This window comes from Dyella silvatica, assembly GCF_026283955.1.
Lineage (GTDB): Bacteria > Pseudomonadota > Gammaproteobacteria > Xanthomonadales > Rhodanobacteraceae > Dyella_C > Dyella_C silvatica.
Genome location: NZ_JAPDPE010000040.1, coordinates 1 through 21,582 on the forward strand (window position 1 = coordinate 1; position 21,582 = coordinate 21,582).

The 21,582-nt window shown below is 60.5% G+C and carries 10 protein-coding genes and 1 pseudogene; 8 read left to right on the forward strand and 3 right to left on the reverse strand.

Annotation, left to right across the window (positions count from 1 at the left end; genetic code table 11):
• Window positions 1-116: 116 nt before the first annotated feature.
• The 6 genes from OUZ52_RS09845 (at window position 117) to OUZ52_RS09870 (ending at window position 7,754) form a co-directional block, all read left to right on the forward strand.
• Window positions 117-1,424: an NAD(P)/FAD-dependent oxidoreductase gene (locus OUZ52_RS09845; protein ID WP_266158212.1), complete on the forward strand. Its 1,308-nt coding sequence runs from the start codon at window positions 117-119 to the stop codon at window positions 1,422-1,424.
• Window positions 1,425-1,504: 80 nt separating this feature from the next.
• Complete coding sequence (locus OUZ52_RS09850; protein WP_266158213.1) at window positions 1,505-2,614, forward strand: DJ-1/PfpI family protein; 1,110 nt, start codon at window positions 1,505-1,507, stop codon at window positions 2,612-2,614.
• Window positions 2,615-2,769: 155 nt separating this feature from the next.
• Window positions 2,770-3,819 (forward strand): DUF4331 family protein, encoded by a 1,050-nt coding sequence (locus OUZ52_RS09855; protein WP_266158214.1) that lies wholly within the window; start codon window positions 2,770-2,772, stop codon window positions 3,817-3,819.
• A 58-nt stretch (window positions 3,820-3,877) separates the two neighbouring features.
• The gene (locus OUZ52_RS09860) at window positions 3,878-4,987 is read left to right on the forward strand and encodes a DUF4331 family protein (protein WP_266158215.1); all 1,110 of its coding nucleotides are present in this window, start codon (window positions 3,878-3,880) and stop codon (window positions 4,985-4,987) included.
• Window positions 4,988-5,112: 125 nt separating this feature from the next.
• Window positions 5,113-5,463 carry a TfoX/Sxy family protein gene (locus OUZ52_RS09865; RefSeq protein ID WP_266158216.1) on the forward strand — a complete coding sequence of 117 codons (351 nt, stop codon included), beginning with the start codon at window positions 5,113-5,115 and terminating at the stop codon, window positions 5,461-5,463.
• A gap of 143 nt (window positions 5,464-5,606) precedes the next feature.
• Window positions 5,607-7,754 carry a TonB-dependent receptor gene (locus OUZ52_RS09870; protein WP_266158217.1) on the forward strand — a complete coding sequence of 716 codons (2,148 nt, stop codon included), beginning with the start codon at window positions 5,607-5,609 and terminating at the stop codon, window positions 7,752-7,754.
• A 119-nt stretch (window positions 7,755-7,873) separates the two neighbouring features.
• Here the strand turns inward: OUZ52_RS09870 and OUZ52_RS09875 are convergent, their stop codons facing one another.
• Window positions 7,874-8,245, reverse strand: a complete 372-nt coding sequence (locus OUZ52_RS09875; RefSeq protein WP_266158218.1) for a nuclear transport factor 2 family protein — start codon at window positions 8,243-8,245, stop codon at window positions 7,874-7,876.
• Window positions 8,246-8,533: 288 nt separating this feature from the next.
• Between OUZ52_RS09875 and OUZ52_RS09880 the strand changes: the two genes are divergently transcribed.
• Together OUZ52_RS09880 and OUZ52_RS09885 are read left to right on the forward strand one after the other, a co-directional pair.
• The gene (locus OUZ52_RS09880; protein ID WP_266158219.1) at window positions 8,534-9,454 is read left to right on the forward strand and encodes a tetratricopeptide repeat protein; all 921 of its coding nucleotides are present in this window, start codon (window positions 8,534-8,536) and stop codon (window positions 9,452-9,454) included.
• A 155-nt stretch (window positions 9,455-9,609) separates the two neighbouring features.
• Entirely contained in the window at window positions 9,610-10,680 is a 1,071-nt protein-coding gene (locus OUZ52_RS09885) for a HupE/UreJ family protein (protein ID WP_266158220.1), read from the forward strand.
• An 82-nt stretch (window positions 10,681-10,762) separates the two neighbouring features.
• Here OUZ52_RS09885 and OUZ52_RS09890 read toward each other — a convergent pair whose 3' ends face one another.
• A complete protein-coding gene (locus tag OUZ52_RS09890; RefSeq protein ID WP_266158221.1) occupies window positions 10,763-15,520 on the reverse strand; it encodes a non-ribosomal peptide synthetase in 4,758 nt (1,585 codons plus the stop codon).
• A 49-nt stretch (window positions 15,521-15,569) separates the two neighbouring features.
• Window positions 15,570-21,416 (reverse strand): annotated as a pseudogene (locus tag OUZ52_RS09895) (amino acid adenylation domain-containing protein); the annotation flags it as partial.
• Window positions 21,417-21,582 lie beyond the last annotated feature (166 nt).

Sequence of the window (21,582 nt, forward strand, 5' to 3'; positions counted from 1 at the left end):
GCATGAACAAAAAACACGCCGCCGCGAAACATACCGCCGAAACCGAGCGCGTCGAAGAAAGCACTTAGCGACATATCCAGATTCGTCCGCCATCCATTGCTACGGAACACGCCACCATGAAAGCGAGTGTTGCGATGTTGCATCAGAAAACGAATTCAGCCAGCCCGCCGCAGGCCCATGTCGTCGTTGTCGGAGCCAGCGTGTCGGGATGCGCGGCAGCTATATTGTTTGCCCGGCAAGGCATCCCGGTAACGGTGATTGAAAAGCGCCACCCCAGCGACTTTCATAAGCCCATCTGCACGCACTACATCCAGCCTTGCAGCCTCACCGCCTGGCGCGAGCTGGATTTGTACGAGCCCTTGCTGGAAGCCGGCGCAGTCAAGAACACGATCGGCATCTGGACCAAATGGGGCTGGATTCCCAAGGCCGAGCTAGGTGAAGTGCACGCGTTGAACATGCGTCGTGTCACGCTCGACCCGCTGCTGCGCAGCAAGATGATCAACACCCCCGGTGTCACCTACCTCGAAGGTACGCGCTGTTCTGCCTTGCAACGGGATGCATCGGGCGCCGTCACGGGTGTCACCGTGGAATCGGCCACCAGCGGAAGCTTCGAGCTGCCCTGCACCTTGCTAGTGGGTGCCGATGGGCGTGAATCGACGGTGGCCGAATTGGCCGGTGTGCCTACCGAGGAGACGCCGAATCAGCGTTTCTCTTGCTTCACCTTTTTTCGCAACATTCCCAATGAATCGCGAACCACCTCACGCATGTGGATGCTTGAGCCTTATATCGCCTATCAGTTTCCAAACGACGATGGCACCACCTTGATTGCGCTGATGCCCACCAAGGACCGTGTTGCCGACTTCAAGGCCGACCGTGCCAAATGCTTTCGCGAGATCGTCAAATCGCTGCCGGATGCGCCCGATATCGACCATGCCGAACAGATTGCCGACTACCTGATCAATACCAAGAACTCGATGCTGCTACGGCGCAAGCTGCCGCACGGCCTGGCCCTGGTCGGCGATGCTTTCATGACGACCGACCCGCTGCACGGCTTCGGCATTTCCTGGGGCATTATTTCCGCGTCGGAACTGGTTCATCGCGCCGCCCCGGGTTTGCTGGCCGGCCTGCGGCCGGATCGTGAAATCGCCGCCTATCACCGCGAGCGCTATGCCGAGGTCAAGGGCCACTTCAAGATCATGGCCGACATGGCGTTGGCCAAGCCGATGCCTGCCATGCAACAAATGCTGTTCAGCGCGGCGACGCGCGACCCGCAGACGAGCGCCATCGTGCAGCGCTTTCTTGCCGGCACCAGCGGCACCGGCGAACTGCTTTCGCTGCGCACCCTGATGCGCGCCTTCACCACCACGGTTCGCCATTCGTTTCGCCGGCCACCGCAGATGGTGTCGGAAAGCAGCGGCGCCTGAGCGCAAGCCCGTCGCCCACGTTTACATTCCGCCCGCCCCGTCTAGGTTCCATCCATCGACAAAGTCATCACGGAGGTCTCATGAAAGTGCTCATGGTAGTGACAAGCCATTCACGGTTTGGTGACAGCGACAACCCCACAGGCCTCTATCTTTCCGAATTCAGCCACCCCTACGAAGTCTTCGTAAAGCATGGCCTGCAGGTCGATGTCGCCTCGCCCACGGGTGGCAAGGCGCCGATCGATCCATCCAGCATCAACGATGCATCGATCCATTGGGGTATCCGGCTGGTCGAGCACACGCTAAAACTTAGCGACGTGCATGCTGGCGACTACGCCGCCGTGTTTCTCGTCGGCGGACATGGCGCGGTCTACGATCTGCCGCACAACGCCGATCTACAGCGTTTGCTGAAACAGACCGCTGCCGACGACCAGGTCATCGCCGCGATTTGCCACGGCCAGGCCGGCTTGCTCGAAGCGACCTTGGACAACGGCTCGCACCTGCTGGCCGGCAAATCCGTCACCGGCTTCAGCAATACGGAAGAGACCATTATCGGGCTTGAAAAAGTGGTGCCGTTCTTGCTCGAGAACGAACTCGTCGCACGCGGCGCTCAGTTCAAAGCCGCGCCGGCGTGGGAAAGCCATGTGGTCGCGCACGGCTCGCTGATCACCGGGCAAAACCCGGCCTCGGCAACGGCCCTGGCCGAAGCGGTTTGTGCCTACCTGGATGAGCATCACGGCAACGTACTTGCGGACAAGAGCGCGCAGGCCGTGACCCTGGCCAGGCGTTACGGCGGGGCCTGGAACAACCGCGACTTCGACATCTTCGGGCAGATCTTCGCCGAGGACGTCACCTACTTCGATCCGTTCGTGGGCGACAGCCCGATCCAGATCAAGGCCATGGGCGACTACGTCGGCCAACTGATCGCAGCCTTTCCCGATCTGCGCTTTGAAGTGCTATCGCTGCGTGGCGGCAGCGACTACGCCGTATTCGAATGGATCATGCACGGCAGTAACACCGGCGAGTCGGAACTGCACGCCGCCACCCAGCACAAGATCGCCTTGAAAGGCATCGACTTTCTCGACATCAAAGGTGACCGAATCCAGGCCATCCGCGCCTATTTCGATCGCCAGGAATACATCGAGTCGCTAAAGCTCGACGCCGTCAGTGTATTGAGCGACACCATCTCTTAACGCGCTGAAAGAAAGCATGCCGGCTTCCCGATGCAGGAAGGCGGCATGACTGACTGCGGCGCGCTGAGGCCACTTTAATCGAAGCCACACAGGAAACGATCGACATGAAGGGCATGACTGCTTGGGTTGCGATAGCTGTTTTATTGTGTACCAGTATGGTCCGCGCCTCGGACCATCGAGAATCGCCAGCGATAGAGGGAAATCCGGCTGCCGACATCACCGATTTCTACGCCTTTCTGAATCCCAAGGACCCCAGCCGGCTAGTGCTGGTGATGGGCGTAAGCCCGGCAAGCACACCGCAAATTTCTCGTACGTACCAGTTTTCCGCAAAAACCCGTTATCTGTTCAAGATCGACAGCAACGGCGATTACCTGGCCGACCGGGTCATCGATGTACGGTTTTCGAAGCCTGAATTTCCCAAGCTATCCAATACCGGTGCGCTGATTCCCGGGCAGCATTTTCGGGCCGACTTCGGCTTCGGCCTGCCGGAGATCCGTGGCGCGGTAACGCCGTTGATACAGGCCTCGCTTACCCCGCCCGAGCCGCTGGTGTTTCACAACGATGTGGGCATCAAGATGTTTACCGGCCCACGTGACGACCCGTTCTTTTTCGACTCCACCGATTCGTTTCGCGTCTTGAACAAGCAGCAGCCGAAATTCGAGCACGGTATCGACCGCAACGCCGGCCTCAATATCAATGCCATCGTGATCGAAATGCCGCTCGCCCTGGTCTACCGCGGCGTGCCGCTGCATATGTGGGTGACCACCGAAGAAGAAGAGGCCGATGCCTCGGGCAAGCTGCAGTGGCGGCAGATTCAGCGCGACGCCAACCCGGCGGTTAAGGCCGTCTATATCCCACCGGAGTATCTGGACAGCTACAACGCCTCTGAGCCGGTCGACGACAAAAAGAACTTCGCCGCGATCATCGGCGGCTCGGCCAAATATCTGTTCAGCATCAGCGACCAGGATCTCGCCAAATATCTCAGCATCGTGACCCCGGACGAGATGACCCTGGACCCGACCAAGCCGATCAAGATGCCCAACGGCCGCACGCTGGATGACGATATCGACCTGATGTTCTGGTTCAACCTGTATAAGCCGCTTGCCTATGCGCCAGGCGACCTGGACGGCGTTCACGCCAACGACGTTCCCAACCTCAAGTATTTCCCCTATCTGGCGCCGCCGCATACCGTGCCCAAACCATGAGCACGCGCAGACCACCGGCAAACGGCAACGAACTCGCAACCCATAGCGGAGCATTATCATGAGTGCAGTTGGTAAACTTTCATGGCGCGTACTTCTACTTGGCCTAGGCATCTTGCTGTCCTCGCTGCAGCCGCAGGCCGCCATCGCCAGCGACCATCGCGAAGCCCCCGGCATCGCCGACAAACCGATGCTCGACATCGCCGATTTCTATGCTTTTCTAAGCCCGACCAACTCGAACCGGCTGGTGCTGGTAATGACGGTGAACGGCTATGGCTTGCCGCCGCTGTCGAAGACCTATTTGTTTTCCGACAAGGCACGGTACAAGTTCTACATCGACAACGATGGCGACACCCGGCCGGACCACAGCATTGTGGTGACCTTCTCCAAGCCGCAATTCGCTCACTTTACTGATCCCGATCATTTCAGCGGGCAGACCTTCTCGGCCGCCTTCTCGATGGGCATTCCAACGCTGAACGGCCCAGTGACCCCGGCGACTCAGGTGTACTACGTGCCCACCGCACCGGTGATTGTCGATGGTGCCAAGGGTGTTCGCATGTTCACCGGTTTGCGTGACGACCCATTCTTCTTCGACAACGTCGATTCGGACCGGGTATTCGCCGGCCTGCAGCCGAAATTCATGTCGGGCAAGGATCGCTTCGCCGGCTTTAATGTCTCGGCCATCGTGATCGAGATTCCGTTGTCCAGCGTCTATCGCGGGCGTCCACTCGCGCTATGGGCAACCACCGAAGAGCAAACGCCGCGCGGTGAATGGAAGCAGGTCCAACGGGTGGGACACCCGGCGATCAAGGGGGTTTATGTGCCCGACGAAATGGCCGAGCTGTTCAACTCCAGCCAGCCGATCGACGACGTCCGCAACTTCAAAGCGCCGATCACCGCCAGCGCGCAGCGGCTGTTTCACCTCAGCGGCGATACCCTGACGACCCTGGTCGACACGGTGGTTCCAGACACGCTTAAGCTGGATCCGACCAAGCCGATCAAAATGCCCAATGGACGCACCCTGGATGACCCGCTGGGCCTGATGTTCTGGTTCAACCTCTACACCCCGATTGCCTACGCACCGGGAGATCTGGACGGTGTTCACGGCAACGATGTGCCCAACAGCAAATACTTCCCCTATCTGGCACCGCCGCATACCGTTCCGCGCTGAGCGCGCATTCAAGCGCCCGCCAAGCACTGAAGCACCGTACCAACTCCCCTCTCCGATGACGGAGAGGGGAGCCACGCATAGATATCCCAGCTGCCCATCCGAATCACTTAGGCGACCTACCGGGCATGACTAAAGCAGGCGTTACAAAAACCGACCTAGCCAGCGAATATGTGGCCTATGTCATCGATCAGCTGGCGGCTTACCGCGAGGTAACCGCCAAGCGTTTCTTTGGCGGCGTCGCGCTGATAGCAAGCGACATCCAGTTCGCCATCGTCATGAAAGATACCTTGTACTTCTGCGTCCAGCCGAAAAACCGGCAGCGCTACCTGGATCACGGCATGGGACCTTTCACCTATCAAACCGCCAAGCGAACGGTTTCGGTGCAACGCTATTACGAGGTTCCCAGCGACGTGCTTGAAGACAGTGAAGCGCTATCGAGCTGGATGGACCTGGCCATGGCCGATGCCAGGCGTTAGCTCACGGCCGATCAGCGAGCGCCCGGTTGGCGCGCCAAGACCTGGTCTGCCCGTTTAGCCGCACCGCTGCAGACTCCAGCCCATAAGCATGCACATCGGGGATTGGCGCCGATCTGCCCCGACGTTGCGAGATTCCAAGCACCATGCCGCATCCTGCAGCCGGCCTTATCGGCCACCTTCCCAACGGCATCATCGGGCTCGCGCTGTTCGCCTGCGGCGCGGCGCTTGCACAAACCCCGGCACCGCAGATCGACCCACCCAGCGAACTGACCTCTTCGCATGCCAAGACCATGGCATCGGTCGATGTCACCGGTCATTACGACAACGGCGTGGGCAGCTCCGACGCCTCGTCGCAAGGGATCATCCTCGGCCGTCTGTTGCAGGACATTCCGCTGCTGCGGCCAGGCCAGGTGTTGGAGGCCATTCCCGGCATGGTCGTGACCCAGCATTCCGGCGACGGCAAGGCCAACCAGTATTTTCTGCGTGGCTACAATCTCGACCATGGCACCGACTTCGCCACCCAGCTGGACGGGGTGCCGGTCAACATGCCCACCAACGCGCACGGTCAAGGCTATTCCGACCTCAATTTTCTGATTCCCGAACTGGTTCAGCAGATCGACTATCGCAAAGGCACGTACTTTGCGCAGAACGGCGATTTCTCCGCCGCGGGCTCGGCCGATATCAGCTACCGCGAAGTTATCGAGCATCCGTTTGTACAGCTCACCCTGGGCAGTGACGACTATCGTCGCGTGCTACTGGCGGGCTCGTTTCCGCTGCTGCCGTCGACCGCGCATGCTCCGACCGTGCTTGCGGCCATCGAAGGACTGGGAGAAAACGGGCCGTGGAAGCATCCCGAACGAATGCGCAAGATCAATGGCCTGCTACGACTGAGCAACGGCGATGCCGCGCGCGGCTGGTCGTTGGATGCATTGGCCTACGACGCACACTGGAACGCCACCGACCAGGTGCCTCTCGCGTGGCTCAAATCCGCGCAGTTATGCCGGTTCTGTGCGGTGGACCCGACGGATGGCGGCAACAGCGCAAGAGACATTCTCTCCGCTGAATGGCACGCCAGCGATGCCGATGGCTACACCCGTATCTCCGCATACCTTGAACATTATCGTCTGCAGTTGTTTTCCAACTTCACCTTCTACGAATTGCGCCCGGATACGGGCGATCAGTTTGCGCAGAAAGAAGCGCGTAACCTGCTTGGGGTCAAGCTGGCCCATGCCTGGACCCATAACCTGTTCGGCCGCGACTCAAGCACCGAGGCGGGGTTGCAGGTTCGTCACGACCATATCCGGGTCGGCCTGTTCAACACCGCGGATCGAGTACCGTTCGAAACGGTAAGCGACAGCCGGGTCGGTGAAACAGAAGCCGCTGTCTACGTCGAAAACAGCACCACCTGGAACCCCTGGTTTCGCACGGTGCTAGGCGTACGCCAAGACACCATCCAGATGCATCTCTCATCGCTTTCGCTGGCAACGAACAGCGGCAACGCATCGGCCAGCCGTACCTCGCCCAAGCTTGCGCTGATCTTCGGACCATGGGCCAAGACCGAGTTCTTCATCAATGCCGGCACCGGCTTTCACAGTAACGATGCACGCGGCGCCATCTACCGGATCGACCCGACCACGGCGACCCAGGCCATGCCTGCACCGCCCTTCGCCGGCGCTCGGGGCGGCGAGCTCGGCGTACGCACCGAACTCGTACCCGGGTTGCAAAGCTCGCTTACCGGTTGGCGCTTGGACAGTGCATCGGAGTTGGTCTACAACGCGGATTCGGCGATCGGCACCACCTCGCCCAACGGCGCCAGCACGCGCTACGGTATCGAATGGAATAACCACCTGACGCTCAATCAATGGCTGCTGCTCGACGCTGACCTCGCCTATACGCATGCCCGCTTTACGCACCCCAATGAAAACGATCAGCGCGGCAGCTATATTCCCAACGCGGTACCGAAAGTCGCCTCGATCGGATTCAGCACACAGGGGCTAAAAGACTGGTCCGGAACCATCAAGTTGCGCTACATCGGCAGGTATCCGTTATCGCAAGATGGCAGCTTGATGGGTCCCTCGGCCACGGTCATCGACCTGCGCGTATCGCGCGACATCAATCCATCGCTGGCGCTGTCGCTGGATGTGCTCAACCTGTTCGATCGCAGCTACTACGACATCGCCTACGAGCAAGACTATCGGGCAACTCCAACCAGCCCGACAGTGCCCTCAGGCATCACGGTGCACCCCGGCGAGCCGCGCGAGTTCCGCCTGACGCTGAAGATGAAACTGTAATCATCGCCTCGCTGCTTGCGATCGGCGCAAACCCTCAATCATCGCATCGCTAGCCGCTGGGGCAAGCCGCGTTGCGCGAACGCTAAACGCGGCTATCGCATGTATGCGCTACGCCTACCCTACGCCGCGGCCGGCTCACCGAAGAAACCGGTGACGCGGGCGATCCGCCCCTCCTCCGTAAACTGCACAAAGCTGGTGCCGACATGCAGCGTCGCCTTGGCCTCGTTCAGCAGCTTCCAGTGAGTCCGGAAAAAATTGTGATGGCCATCGGGCTTTGTTGTATAGACGAAATGTCCTCCAGGCACATTGCCCTGGAACCCTTGCATATAGTCCGCCAGTGCCTGGTGACCGACGACCTCGACATGAGGGTCGTAATAGGTGCCGTCGGCAACCCAGGTGGCTTCGAGCATCTTCAGGCGTTTGACCGAGTCCGGCTCGGACCAGGCCGCGGCGTAAGTTTCCAATAGCGGCAGTGCGATTTCAGCGTCCATAAAACCTCAGGTGATCTGGCCGTAATGAAGTGTCTGCTGGCTAACCAGCAAGTGTCACAAACATACTTGAGTATATGATCAAATATAAGTCTTATACGTGACCGGGGGAGGTTTTCGGTGAGCACAGCTGTCACTATTTTTAGCCGATGCTTCGGCATCTGTTTGTTGTCGGCAGCCCTTGCTCAAACGAGCCATGCCCAAGCCCTGCCCCATCGGCCTACGGACGATAACGAGGTTCTGTTTAGACTTCCGCAAACCCGCGTCTTCGCCGACGCAAAAATTCGACGCTTGAACGAGGCCCTGGCGCGTAAGCCCGACAGCCTGGCGGTAGCGACCGAACTGGCGCAGATCTACCTGGAAATAGCCGGGCGCACGCGTGATGCGCGCTACTACGGCTACGCCCAATCCGTGCTGACACCATGGATGACCCAGGCCAACATTCCGGCGCGGACATATCAGGCGCGAATTGCGCTGCATCAGTATTTTCATCGATACAACGAAGCCCGCGCCGACCTTGGCGCATTGCTGAAACTTTCGCCCGACGACGCGCATGCATGGTTCGACCTCGCCTTGCTGCAGGTGGCCGATGACCATGCCAGTGCCGCCTTGCACTCGTGCGCCTCCTTGCTGCAACTCGACCCCGCCGCGGCAAAGCTTTGTGATGGCTATGTGAAAGCCACCGGGCCCGACATAGCGCATGGTTATGCCGAGCTTGCCGCCGCCCTGCAAGATGCGCCCGCCGAGGATACAAGTGGCCGCCGCTGGACCTTGACCGCGTTAGCCGACGCCGCGTGGCGAATGCAACAGCTCGATCCGGCCGAAGCCTATTTCAAGCAGGCTCATCAACTCGATGCCAATGCGCCCGACGTACTCACCGGCTATACCGACTTTCTGCTGGAGCGAGGTCGCCCACAGGATGCACTCAACGCCCTCGAACACGCACCCGATACGATCATCGTGCTGCTAAGGCGCTGCCTGGCCTACGCCGCGTTGTCAGATCCCCGCTACGCCGCCGCGACGGCCGACCTGACGCAACGCATGGAACAACGTGCATTTGTATATCGTCAAGGACATAGCACGGGGATTAGCGCTGGCCACGGAAAACTGGGGCCAGATGAAAACGCCGCTGACTGCCCGGCTGTTGATGGAGGCCGCCTTGTTGGCGCACGACCAGGCCGCGGTTGCCGAGGTGCAGCACTGGCTCAGTGAAAATCCACAGGTGTATCCGGCACTGCAGACCAGCGCATCGCTGCAGACCGTCGCTGGCACCATCGCCGCTGGCAGCATGGTGACTGGGGGCGTTCATGCGGGGCATTAATCGCATACTGATCTTTGTATTCGCTGTTCTTGCAAGCCAGGCCGGCATGGCCCATACCACCAGCCTCAGTTACCTGGATGTCACGCCGAACGACAACAAGCTCCAGGTGCAGTGGTCCATCAGCCTCGCCGACCTGAACGAGGAAATTCCACTCGACGCCAACAACGATCTTGTCATCACCTGGGGTGAGCTGCGCCAGCGCCAGCCCGCACTTAAAACCCTGTTCGGCAAATCGCTGCAGCTCGATCAAGCCACCCGCGCATGCACACCTGGGGGCGATGTCGACCTACAGGTAGAAACCCGCCAATCCGAACCGTTTGCGGTCTTGAGCGGCAGTTTCGATTGTCACGGCGCCAGCGGCGAGGTGAGCCTTCGCTATAGCTTCCTGGCACAACGCAACCGGCAGCATCGCGTCATCGTGACCACGCATCGAGCCGGGGCGGAGGCGGAAACCCTGGTCGTTGCACCAACCGGCGAGCCGGCGCGGCTGCCCTTGCAGGGAGACGATGCGCTGCGCTCATTCCTCGGCTTCGTCAACCACGGCTTTCATCACATTCTCAACGGATGGGATCACATTCTGTTCGTGCTGACGCTGATCCTCTCGGCGATCGTCCCGCTGAACAGTGCAACCGCCGCAGAACCGCTTCGTCAACGGCTATGGGTACTGCTCAAGCTGGTTTCGATCTTCACCCTGGCGCACTCGCTGACCCTGGCCTTGTCCAGCCTGAAAATAGTCACCTTGCCGCCCATCATCGTCGAACCGGGCATTGCCGCGTCTATCGTATTTACCGCCATGAACAATATCTGGCCGGTATTGGGAAGGCATCGCGAGGGTTACCTCGTGTTTGTCTTCGGCCTGCTGCACGGCATGGGTTTCGCATCCATGCTCAACGATCTCATGCTATCGACATCGCATCGGCTGCTGGCCTTGGCCGGCTTCAATATCGGGGTCGAGCTGGGCCAGTTGCTCATCGTGCTGATTGCCATGCCGGTATTGCTTTTGCCGGTCATCTCGACCCGTGGCCGCAATGGTCTGGCCTGGGCGATGTCGCTAGTCATCGCATGCGTCGGCTCGTACTGGTTTGTCAGTCGCATCTTTCCATGGGCGGCCATGTGAGCGCGCTGGCGTACCCGTAGCCGCCATCAAAACCACCTTGCATGTTTATCAAGGGCACCGCCCAGACGATGCCCGGCCCGGGTCAAGCCGGCTGCGCACACAGCCGGTGATAACGCCACGCAGCGTATTTTTGTAGCAGATCGGCGCTCATCGACGGATAGCGCATGCCTTCGCGCGACAGCTCGACCACGGCATTGCTCAACTCGATTCGGATGGGCGCCGCCTTAACCGTCGAAGCTGCTGAAAGCTCGGCCGGCATGACCGAAGCCAATCGGCGGGTAGCCGGATGCTCGCCGCACAACCGCCGCCAGGTTCGATAATCGATATATTCAACGCTCAGGCCTTCAAGCGCCGCTATCTGCCGAGTCAACTCGCTCAGCATGAACGACTTCGGGCTGGCCAGGTTAAGGCTTTTACCCTGCATGCCCTGACGCAGTGACAGCGCCACGATGGCATCGCTCATATAATCGACCGGCAGTGAGTTGATGCTGGTTTCGAGCACAGGTACCCGTTCCAGTATCAGGCAGGCATCCACGAACAGGCTCCAGGTATCGCTGGCATTGCTGGCGCCGTTGCTGCTTGCGCCGGCGATGTGCGTCGGCCGGTAAATGGTGAATGGAATACCGCGTTCGCCACCGATACGCAGCAGGCGCTCGGCCACCCATTTGCTTTGCGCATAGCCCGAGGCCAGGCCGGGCCAGTATTCAGTCAACTGCGCTTCGCTGGTGATATCGGGCGGCGCCGATTCGATCGGCGCAATCGTGCTCAGGGTAGAAACATAGTGAATGTGTTTCGGCGCGCCCGTTCCGGCCAGGCGTAAGATTTCCTGCGTGCCGAGCACATTGGCGGCTTTCAAGCTGGCATAGGTATGCAGCGAATTGACCCAGGCACCGTTGTGATAAATCACCTCGATCAGATCGGCGAGATGGCTGAACTGGTCCTCGCTCAAACCAAGCTTTGGCCGGGCCAAATCGCCCGCAATCACCGCCACGCGCGCACGCTCATAGTCAGCCAGGCCGAGCAGGCGCATGTTCGCATCGAGCTTGAGCCGGCCTTCTTCGGCGTCGACGCAACGAATCAGGCAATGAATCGTCGCGTCGGTTCGCTTTAGCAGGGACGACAGCAAGAACGCACCGAGAAAGCCCGAGGCGCCGGTCAGCAGCATATGTTGCGGCCGGCTGCGCTGCCGGGCAGGCGCGCTGGCGCGAATGGTTTCGTCGAGCACCTGTTCCGCGTGCAGATCGAGCACAGGCGGCGGCGCGTGTTCGGCCGTGGAAAACAGCAGGCTCGCCATATCTTTCAGTACCGGATAACGAAACAGATCGGCTATCGCCACCGGCGTTTCGGCGATCTCGCGCATGCGCGCCGCCAGTGGCGTGACCAGTAACGAATGGCCGCCCAAATCAAAGAAATGATCCTGCCGACCGATCCGCCCGACACCGAGCAATGCCTGCCATAGCGCGGCCAGAGCAACTTCGCTGTCGCCGCGCGGTGGCTCGTAGGCACGGTGAGCGAAAGCCTGGCCGTCCGGTGCCGGCAAGGCCTTGCGGTCCAGCTTGCCATGGGCGGTCAGCGGCAAACATGCCAGCGCAACGAATGCCGTCGGTATCATGTACTCAGGTAGACGCGTACTAAGATAGTCGCGCAACGTAGCGGCCAGATCGTCGTCGGCACGCTCCGCCACCACGTAGGCAACCAGCCGGGCATCGCCGGGACGGTCCTCGCGAGCCAGCACCGCGTTTTCACGCACCGCCGAATGCATGGCCAGATGCGCTTCGATCTCCCCCAGCTCAATACGAAAGCCGCGCAACTTGACCTGGTGATCATTGCGGCCCAGAAAGACCAAGTTCCCGTCCGGCGCATAGCGGGCCAGATCGCCGCTACGGTACATGCGCGCACCGGCTCGGCTATCGAATGGATCGCGAAGAAATCGCTCGTTCGTCAACTCGGCTCGATTTAGATAGCCACGGGAGACACCAACGCCGCCGATATACAACTCGCCGATGCTCCCACGCGGTACCGGCAGGCCATGCTCATCCAGCAAGTACATCCGCGTATTGGCCAGCGGCCGGCCGATCGGCACGCTGAGCAGTTCACCAGGATCATCAGGACAAACCCAGACGCTGGCGCAAACCGTGATCTCGGTAGGGCCATAGGCGTTGGCCAGGCTGGCGTGGCGTGCCCAGGTCGTCAGCAGGCCCGGGCTCGGCGCCTCTCCGGCAAGAATCAACATGGGCCGGTGCGCCCATTGTGGCGGCTCGGCATAACCTTGCAGAAAAGCCGGCGGCACCGTCGCGTGGCTGATCTGATGACGACCGATAAAAGCAATAAAGGCCGGCGGGTTTTGGCGTTCGAGCACGGAAGGCAAATACAGCGCCGCGCCCACGGCAAACGTCATCGCACTTTCAAAAACGCTGGCGTCGAAACCGAGCGAGGCCAACTGGCTAACCCTGCTGCGCGCGGTGACCCCGAGCAGCTCGCTCAGCGACAGGGCGAGATTGATCACCCCATGGTGCTCGACCATCACCCCTTTCGGCGTGCCGGTGGAACCGGAGGTGTAGATGATATAGGCCAGTTGGCGCGCGTCGAGGCCGACGACCTGCGGGTCGTCGGTCGAGCCGTTAGCCCAGCAACGGTCATCGCCCAGATCGAGCACATCCACTGCGGCAAGCGCCGCCGGGCCGAGCGCGGCACGACCGGCATCGTCGCAAAGCAGCAGGCGCGGTGCCGCGTCGCCAAGAATATGATCGAGGCGGGCTGAGGCATAGGCCGGGTCCAGCGGCACATAGGCAGCGCCCGCCTTCAAAATAGCCAGCAGGCCGACAAACATCGCCAGGCCTTTTTCGACGCAGAGCGCGATGCGCTGGCCTGGCCGCACACCCAACCCGATCAGGTAATGAGCCAGCCGGTTGGCCTGTGCGTTCCATGGCGCATAAGCAAGCCGGTCCTGCCCGCACACCAACGCGGTCGCCTGCGGGGTTTCGCGCGCCCAACGCTCGACCAGTTGATGCATGCATAGCTGATCCGGATACGCCGCCTCGGTCAGGTTCCAGTCTTGCAGCAATAGCCGCTGTTCGGCGGCGGACAGCATCGGTATCTGCTGTATCGGCCGCGAGTCGCCAGCGACCAGCGCTTCAAGCATGTGCTGCAGATAACCCGCATGGCGGCCTATCGTTTGGCGATCGAACAGCGCGCTTGCGTAGTTGAAGCCGCCCTGGATCGTGCCATCCACTTCGTTGAGAATCAGCTCTAGGTCGAATTTGACCCAGTCAAACTCGGCCAGGCTCGGGTCGACCACGATGCCGGGCAGTTCGAGTTTGCCTTCGTCATGGCTTTGCCAGGCGAACAACACCTGCACCAGTGGCGTATGCTCGATGCGCCGCGGCACCTGCGCGATCTCCACCACCTGCTCGAACGGTAAATCCTGATGTGCCTGGGCATCCAGGGCGAGCTGCCGCACCTGCGCCAATAGTGAAGCCGTGTCATGCGGTGCGGCCAGGTCGATGCGCAAGGCCAGCGTGTTGACGAAGAATCCTATCAAAGGCTCCAGCTCCTGCCGGCCACGGCCCGCCGACGGTGTGCCTATCAACACTTCGTGCTGACCGGCAAGCCGCGACAACACCACCGCCCATGCGGCAAGCACCAGCATGAACAAGGTAACGCCGTGCTGCTGGGCTAGCCGCTTAAGCTCGACCGTCAAGCTGCGATCGAGCGTTAGCGGTAGAAAAGCCCCGACAAAAGATTGTCGCCCAGGACGTGGACGATCCGTAGGCAATGCCAGCAAGGTCGGCGCGCCGGCCAATTGCTTGCGCCAATAAGCCACCTGCACCGCCTGGCGTTCACCGGTCAACCACTTGCGCTCCCAGGCGACATAGTCGGCGTATTGGATCGGCAGCGGCGGCAGCGCGTTGTCTTGCGAGCGAGTGGATGCGGCGTAGCAAACACCAAGCTCATGGGCAAGAATGCCAAGCGACCAACCGTCGGCGACGATATGGTGCAGCGTCAGTTGAACGACGTGGCTGTGCTCGCCCAGGCGTACCAGGCTGGCCCGGATCAATGGCCCCTTGGCCAGGTCGAACGACCGGTTCCGCTGCTCCGCGAGCCACGGCTTCTGCGTTGCTTCGGCATCAGGCTGTCGGCTCAAGTCGTGCTCGTGCAAGATCAGGCCGACATGGGCAGGCAACAGCTCGGCGTGCGGCTGACCGTGCTCGGCGATAAACACGGTACGCAAACTTTCATGACGTGCGAACAAACGGTTCAGCGCATCGCGCAGCGCGCCGACATCCAGCGCACCGTCCAGACGCACCGTCAGCGGGATGTGATAAGTGGCGCTGTCGCTATCCAGCTGGGCCAGAAACCACAAGCGCTGCTGGGCGTAAGACAGCGGCAACTTCCGCTCGCGCGGCGTAGCTGGAATCGCTGCGTAAGAGCTATCGCGCGCCTCGGTCAAGCTCGCTGCCAGCACTCTGGCAAGATCGTGCAATACGGGCTGCGCGAACAAACTGGCCAGGGGCAACACCACCCCGAAAGCCTGGCTCATGCGACTAAGCAGACGCACGGCGACCAGGGAGTGCCCGCCGAGCTCAAAAAAATCATCGTGCCGGCTGACTTGGGATACACCCAGCAGGGTTTGCCATAACTTCGCCAGCTCGACCTCGACCGTGCCCTGCGGCGGTTCGTAGAAGGAGCGGGCAAAGGCCTGCTCAGCCGGCGCAGGCAACCCCTGACGATCCAGCTTGCCATGCGCAGTCAGCGGAATCGCATCCAGTGTTACAAACGCCGCCGGCACCATATAAGCCGGCAGCAAGTGGCCAAGATACGCATGCAGCGTGGCATTCACGCACGCTCGGATGCTCGGCCAGGCGCGCCTCGATCTCACCCAGCTCGATGCGAAAGCCACGCAGCTTGACCTGGTGATCGTTACGCCCCAGGCATACCAGGCGGCCGTCCGGCAGATAACGCGCCAAATCACCGCTGCGGTACATACGTGCGCCGGGGCGTGGATCAAACGGATCGTCGAGAAAGCGCTCGGCCGTCAGCTCAGGGCGGTCGAGGTAGCCACGGGCCATGCCGATGCCGCCGATGTGCAATTCACCGACGGCGCCAAGCGGTACCTGCAAGCCATATCGATCCAGCAAGTAGACACGGCAGTTGGCGATCGGGCGGCCGATGGGCACGTGGTGCGGCGACGCGGCGACAGCCTCGGCGGTCAGTGTTTGCGCAGTGACCACATGGGTTTCGGTAGGCCCATAGTGGTTATGCAAACGACACGCCGGCAACCGCTTGAACAAGCGCAAGATCTGCGGCGTCAGGCGCAGTTGTTCGCCGGCGACGATAACCTCACGCAAGTCAGGCAAGAAATCGGCAAGGTCGCCGACCGCCTCGTCGATGCTCTCAGCCAGCGTCTGCAGGGCGATATAAGGAAGAAAAACGCGCTGCACGCATTGCCGACGCAAAACCTCGATCAAGGCGTCGAACTGTAAGCGCGTATGAGTATCGACGAGCAACAAGGACGCCCCGGCGCAAAGGCTGGTGAAAATCTCCTGGAAGGCCACGTCGAATCCGAGCGCGGCGTATTGCAACGTACGCGGTGCCGGCACACCAGCGCGCTCCGCCTCCTGCTGTTGCCAATGAATCAGATTGCTCAACGGCCGATGCGGCATCGCCACACCCTTGGGTGTACCAGTGGAGCCCGAGGTATAGATCACATAAGCGAGATGATCCGGCGTCGGCTGATGCGCCGATATCAAGTCGTCGTCCGGCAGCTCGCCGGCAAGCGTCGCTAGCGCCTCCAGGTCGAGCACGCGGTGCTGGGCTAACGCTTGCGCACCCAGGGCATGGCGCCCAGCTGCATCGCTAAGCACGAACTCCACGCCGGCCTCGGCAAGGATTTGCAGCAACCGTTCGCTCGGGTAGGAAGGATCCAACGGCACGTAACACGCACCGGCCTTGAGAATCGCCAGCAGGCCGATCACCATCTCAAAGCCGCGCTCCGCACATAGCGCGACGCGCTGATCCAGCCCGACACCCAGCATAGCCAGATGGCGTGCCCATTGATTGGCCTGGGCATTCAATCGCGCATAGCAAAGCTGCTGATCGCCGTAGATCAAGGCGATCGCCTGCGGCGAACGCGCAGCCTGTTGCTCGAACAAATGGTGAACGCAGTGCTGGTGCGGATAGGCTGTCGCGGTATCGTTCCAGCGCTCCAGCAACGCCTGTTCGTCCGGCCCCGGCAAGGGTACCTGCTTCAGCGGCAGCGCTGGGCTCGCCGTCATCGCACTGAGCATGGTCAGCAGATAGCCGATATGTCGCTCGATCGACGCATGGTCGAACAGCGCCGTGGAGTAGCCCAGCCCACCGACGACGACCTGGTCTTGCTCGTACAGATGCAACTCCAGATCGTAGCGAATCCAATCCAGTGACATATCAGCCTGGCTGACCTCGATGCCCCGCAAATCGAAGCTGCTCTTGTCATTGCTTTGCCAGGCAAACAACACCTGGAACAGGGGCGAATAATCCAGCCGCCGCGAAGGACGCGCGATCTCCACCACCTGCTCGAACGGTAGATCCTGATGTTCCTGCGCCGCCAAAATCGTTTGGCGAACCCGCGCCAACAACGCCGCCGTATCCGGCTCGCCGGATACATCGAGGCGCAACGCCAGGGTGCTGACGAAGAAGCCGATCAGCGGTTCGATCTCGCGTTGTCCGCGGTTAGCCGAAAGCGTGCCGATCATGACATCGTCCTGACCGGACAAACGGGCCAGCACACTCGCCCACGCCGCGGTAATCACCATATACAGACTCACCCCAAGCCGGCTGCACAGCTGCTTGAGGTTTCGGGTCAATAAGCGATCAAGCCGCAGCGGAACCAGGGCGCCGGCAAATGACTGCCGCGCAGGGCGCGGCCTGTCGGTGGGCAGGTTCAACAGGTCAGGCGCACCGCCAAGCACTTGTCGCCAATAATCCGCCTGGTCCCGCAAGCGTTCGCAAGTCAATGCCGAGCGCTGCCAGCCGGCATAGTCGGGATACTGCAGCGGTAGCGGCGGCAAAGGGTCTGCGCGCTGCTGCGAATACGCCGTATACAATGCGCTGATCTCTCGCGCCAGCAGGTTGATCGACCAGCCATCGGCAACGATGTGATGCATGCTTAACAGCAACGTATAGCGCCGATCGGACAAGCGGACCAAGCCGGCGCGAATCAGCGGACCACGCTCGAGATCAAACGGCGCATGAGCATAGTCGTCGCTATGGCGAGCCAGCAGCGCATCCGCCTCGAGTGCACCGCGCAGGTCGTACTCCATGAAGGGAAACGGCGTACTGACCGGCAGCAAGGCTGCGCGAGGGTCTCCATCGACCGCGAAAAAAACCGTACGCAAGGCCTCGTGACGCGCAAGCAAACGATCAAGGCTAGCGCGTAGCACGCGGCTATCCAGCTCACCGTCCAGGCGCAACACCAGCGAAACATGATAGGTCGCACTGGCGCTGTCGAGCTGAGCCATGAACCACAATCGTTGCTGCGCATACGAAAGCGCTACCGTCTCGGCACGAACAATGGGCAGCATCGGCGGCAGCGTTGCCGATCGCCGGCCGCCCTGGCGGCGCGCATCGATGTCCGTCGCCAGCCCGGCCAGCGTCGGATGATTGAACAAGCTGGCTAAGGGCAATGCAGCATGGAATGACTGCCCGACCCGGCCAAGCAATTGGATGGCTATCAAGGAATGGCCACCCAGCTCGAAGAAATGATCGTGGCGACCGATCCGATCGACGCCAAGCAGTTCTCGCCACAACGCCGCCAGCGTGGTTTCGGTCTCGCCGCGAGGTACCTCGTAAGCACGGCGGGCATAAGCCCGGTCATCAGGATCGGGCAAAGCCTGGCGATCGAGCTTGCCGTTAAGCGTGAGCGGAAACGCATCCAGGCGAACAAAGGCGGCCGGCACCATATAGTCGGGCAATTCGGCAGCCAGATGCGCACGCAAGACGCCGACCAGCGACGCTGGCTCCGCCAGACCGGCCTGGGCTACCAGATAGGCGACGAGTCGTTTGTCATGCCCCTCGCCCATGGCAAGCACCACCGCCTCAGCGACCGCAGGGTGATTCGCCAGGCGGTCCTCTATCTCGCCCAGCTCGATGCGAAAACCGCGAATCTTGACTTGCTGGTCGTTACGGCCAAGAAACTCGACTTCGCCATCGGCCAGATAGCGGCCGAGATCGCCGCTGCGGTACATGCGAGCACCGGGCATGGACGAAAACGGATCGACCACGAAACGCTCAGCGGTCAGCTGCGGACGATGCAAGTAACCGCGCGCCACGCCGGCACCGCCGATATACAACTCGCCCACCGCCCCGATCGGTACCGGCAGACCGCCTGCATCAAGCACATGGATTTGCGTGTTCGAAAGCGGGCGGCCAATCGAAGACACCCGCAGCGCCTGCTCCACCGGCAACAAGGTCGCGTTGACGGTGGCCTCGGTCGGTCCGTATGCGTTGAACAGCCGCGGCCGATGACCTTGCTGGTTCAGCCAGGCCGATACCGCCGGCAAACTCAGCGCATCGCCCCCGGAAATAACCTGGCGCACTGACAGCGGCCATGCGATTTCGGGCTGCGCCAAGGCCAACGACGCCCAGAACGTACTCGGCAGATTGAGCGACGTCAGCTGCTGCTCGGCGCAAAATGCCGCGAAAGCGGCAGGAGAGCTCAGGCACTGATCCGTGCGCAGTACCAGCGTGGCACCACTGAGCAAGGCGGGAAAGATCTCTTCCACCGACATGTCAAAGGCCATCGACGAAAACTGCAACAAGCGATCGTCGGCACGCAATCGATAAGCGCGCTGCAACGCGACGACCTGGTGGCAAACATGGCGGTGCTCAACCATCACTCCTTTGGGCTGCCCGGTCGAGCCCGAGGTGTAGATGACATAAGCGAGATGCCGCGAGCTCAGGTGCAAGACCACCGGATTGTCAGCAGATAACCCGGCCCATGCGGGCGTAGCGTCATCGAGATCAAGCGCGGCCAATCCCGCAGGCAGTGCACCCAACGCGATTCGGCCGGCCTCATCGTTGAGCACCAGTAGCGGCTGCGCGTCGTGCAGCACATAACCCAGCCGCTCGGACGGATAGCTCGGATCAAGCGGCAGGTAGGCGCCGCCGGCTTTGAGAATCGCCAGCATGCCGAGCATCATGTTCAGGCTGCGCTCGACGCAAAGGGCGACGCGATCGTCAGGGCGCACGCCCAGGGCAATAAGGTGGTGCGCCAGGCGATTGGCCCGCGCATTGAGTTCGGTGTAGCTAAGCGATTCGCCGCCCTGCACCACCGCTACGGCATCCGGCCTTTGCGCCACTTGCTGCTGAAATAGCTGCTGGATGCAGGCGTCGCCAGGAAAAGCCGTGCCGGTGTCATTCCAGGCCGCGATACGCCGCATTTCGGTGGCGGTAACGATCGGCAGCGCAGCTAGCGGGCTGCGTGGCTTCGACAACAGTTCGGCCGTGAACTGGGTAAACCGAAGTTCGAGCTGTTCAATCTCGTCGTCATGGAAGTACGACCGGCTAAAGATGAAATGCATCGTGGTCTCGCCCCGATGCAAATCGTCCCTGACGCACCACCTTAAAGGCGTGCTCTCGTGATCGTTCGTGCATTTCACGGCAAAAGCCGGCGTGCTTCCAAAGAGCAAGGCGCCACCACCGTGCTCATAAGACATCGACACGTCATAAAGCTGGGATCGATGCTTCTTGAATAATTCAAGCGACTTATTCAACTCGCCGATCGGAAATCGCTGATGCCGATAGTCCTGCCTTAACGTCGAGGCAATCGCCTTGAGAAGATCGACGAAAGCGCTACCGCTATCAAGTTGCAAACTCATCGGCATCACGTTGGTGAACATGCCGGAAGTTTTTCTTGCCGCCGCATCCTTTCGATTCAGCACCGAAAGCCCGACCACCAGCTCATCGCATGAGTGCAGCCTCAGCAAAAAAGCGTAAAACAGCCCAAGCAGGACCTGAAATCTCGTCGACGACTGCTCGGTGGCGATCGCGTTAATCTTTTCATCCAGGTCACGCGAAAGACGCCAACGCCGCTCCCCACTGGCTGTTGCGTCGATCCGACGATCTTGATACTGCGCGGACAACAACGGGGCCGGAACTTCGCTAAATTTATTGAGCCAGTAGGTCTTATCCCGATCGAATGAGCTGGATTCAAGATACGCCTTATCCGACTCAACAAAATCGACATAAGAAGGCGCGCATATATCCGTCGCATTATTACTTTCAAGCCCGCTGTATATATCAGCCAAAGACTGCAGAACCATATCTATGGACCAACCGTCCAGGACTAGGTGATGAGCGCAGATGAACCATCGAAAACGGTCTTTATCGAGCTTTATCAGCGCGCACCGAAAAAGCGCCTTGCCGATCAGCTCAAATGGACTATTGATCTGTTCACGCATCCACGCCTGGGCAGCGTCAGGTGGACTGGCACGGCCGGATAAATCCACCCATGTCAGCGCGACCGGCGGTGCCAGAGCCATGCACTGCGCTGGCATACTGTCGCCGCTATCGATCAGCATGATTCTGAGCGAATCATGCTTCTTGACCACAAGATTCAATGATCGCTCAAACCGATCAATATCGATGGCACCCAAAAAATCCAGATACCCGCCGATGTTATAGGTCGGCACCTCGCCCTTTATCATTTGATCTTGGTAAATATCTAATTGCGGGCTTGATAAAGGGTAAATATTCATGATCGGCGACAACACTTGCTAAGGTCTTCGAACAACATACTGCGGCTCTATCTCAACAGATGAGCGGATGATACCGACCCGGAAAAATTTCATCGTGACCATCATCTCGATGTGAACGAGTCGACGTTTTCGAACCGTGCCGACCTTCATGGAGCATCGATGGCGA

Excerpts from the sequence above, each read along its gene's own strand:
- OUZ52_RS09845 (WP_266158212.1), top strand. The coding sequence starts at position 117 with ATGAAAGCGAGTGTTGCGATGTTGCATCAGAAAACGAATTCAGCCAGC.
- OUZ52_RS09850 (WP_266158213.1), top strand. The coding sequence starts at position 1,505 with ATGAAAGTGCTCATGGTAGTGACAAGCCATTCACGGTTTGGTGACAGC.
- OUZ52_RS09855 (WP_266158214.1), top strand. The coding sequence starts at position 2,770 with ATGGTCCGCGCCTCGGACCATCGAGAATCGCCAGCGATAGAGGGAAAT.
- OUZ52_RS09860 (WP_266158215.1), top strand. The coding sequence starts at position 3,878 with ATGAGTGCAGTTGGTAAACTTTCATGGCGCGTACTTCTACTTGGCCTA.
- OUZ52_RS09865 (WP_266158216.1), top strand. The coding sequence starts at position 5,113 with ATGACTAAAGCAGGCGTTACAAAAACCGACCTAGCCAGCGAATATGTG.
- OUZ52_RS09870 (WP_266158217.1), top strand. The coding sequence starts at position 5,607 with ATGCCGCATCCTGCAGCCGGCCTTATCGGCCACCTTCCCAACGGCATC.
- OUZ52_RS09875 (WP_266158218.1), bottom strand. The coding sequence starts at position 8,245 with ATGGACGCTGAAATCGCACTGCCGCTATTGGAAACTTACGCCGCGGCC.
- OUZ52_RS09885 (WP_266158220.1), top strand. The coding sequence starts at position 9,610 with ATGGCCCATACCACCAGCCTCAGTTACCTGGATGTCACGCCGAACGAC.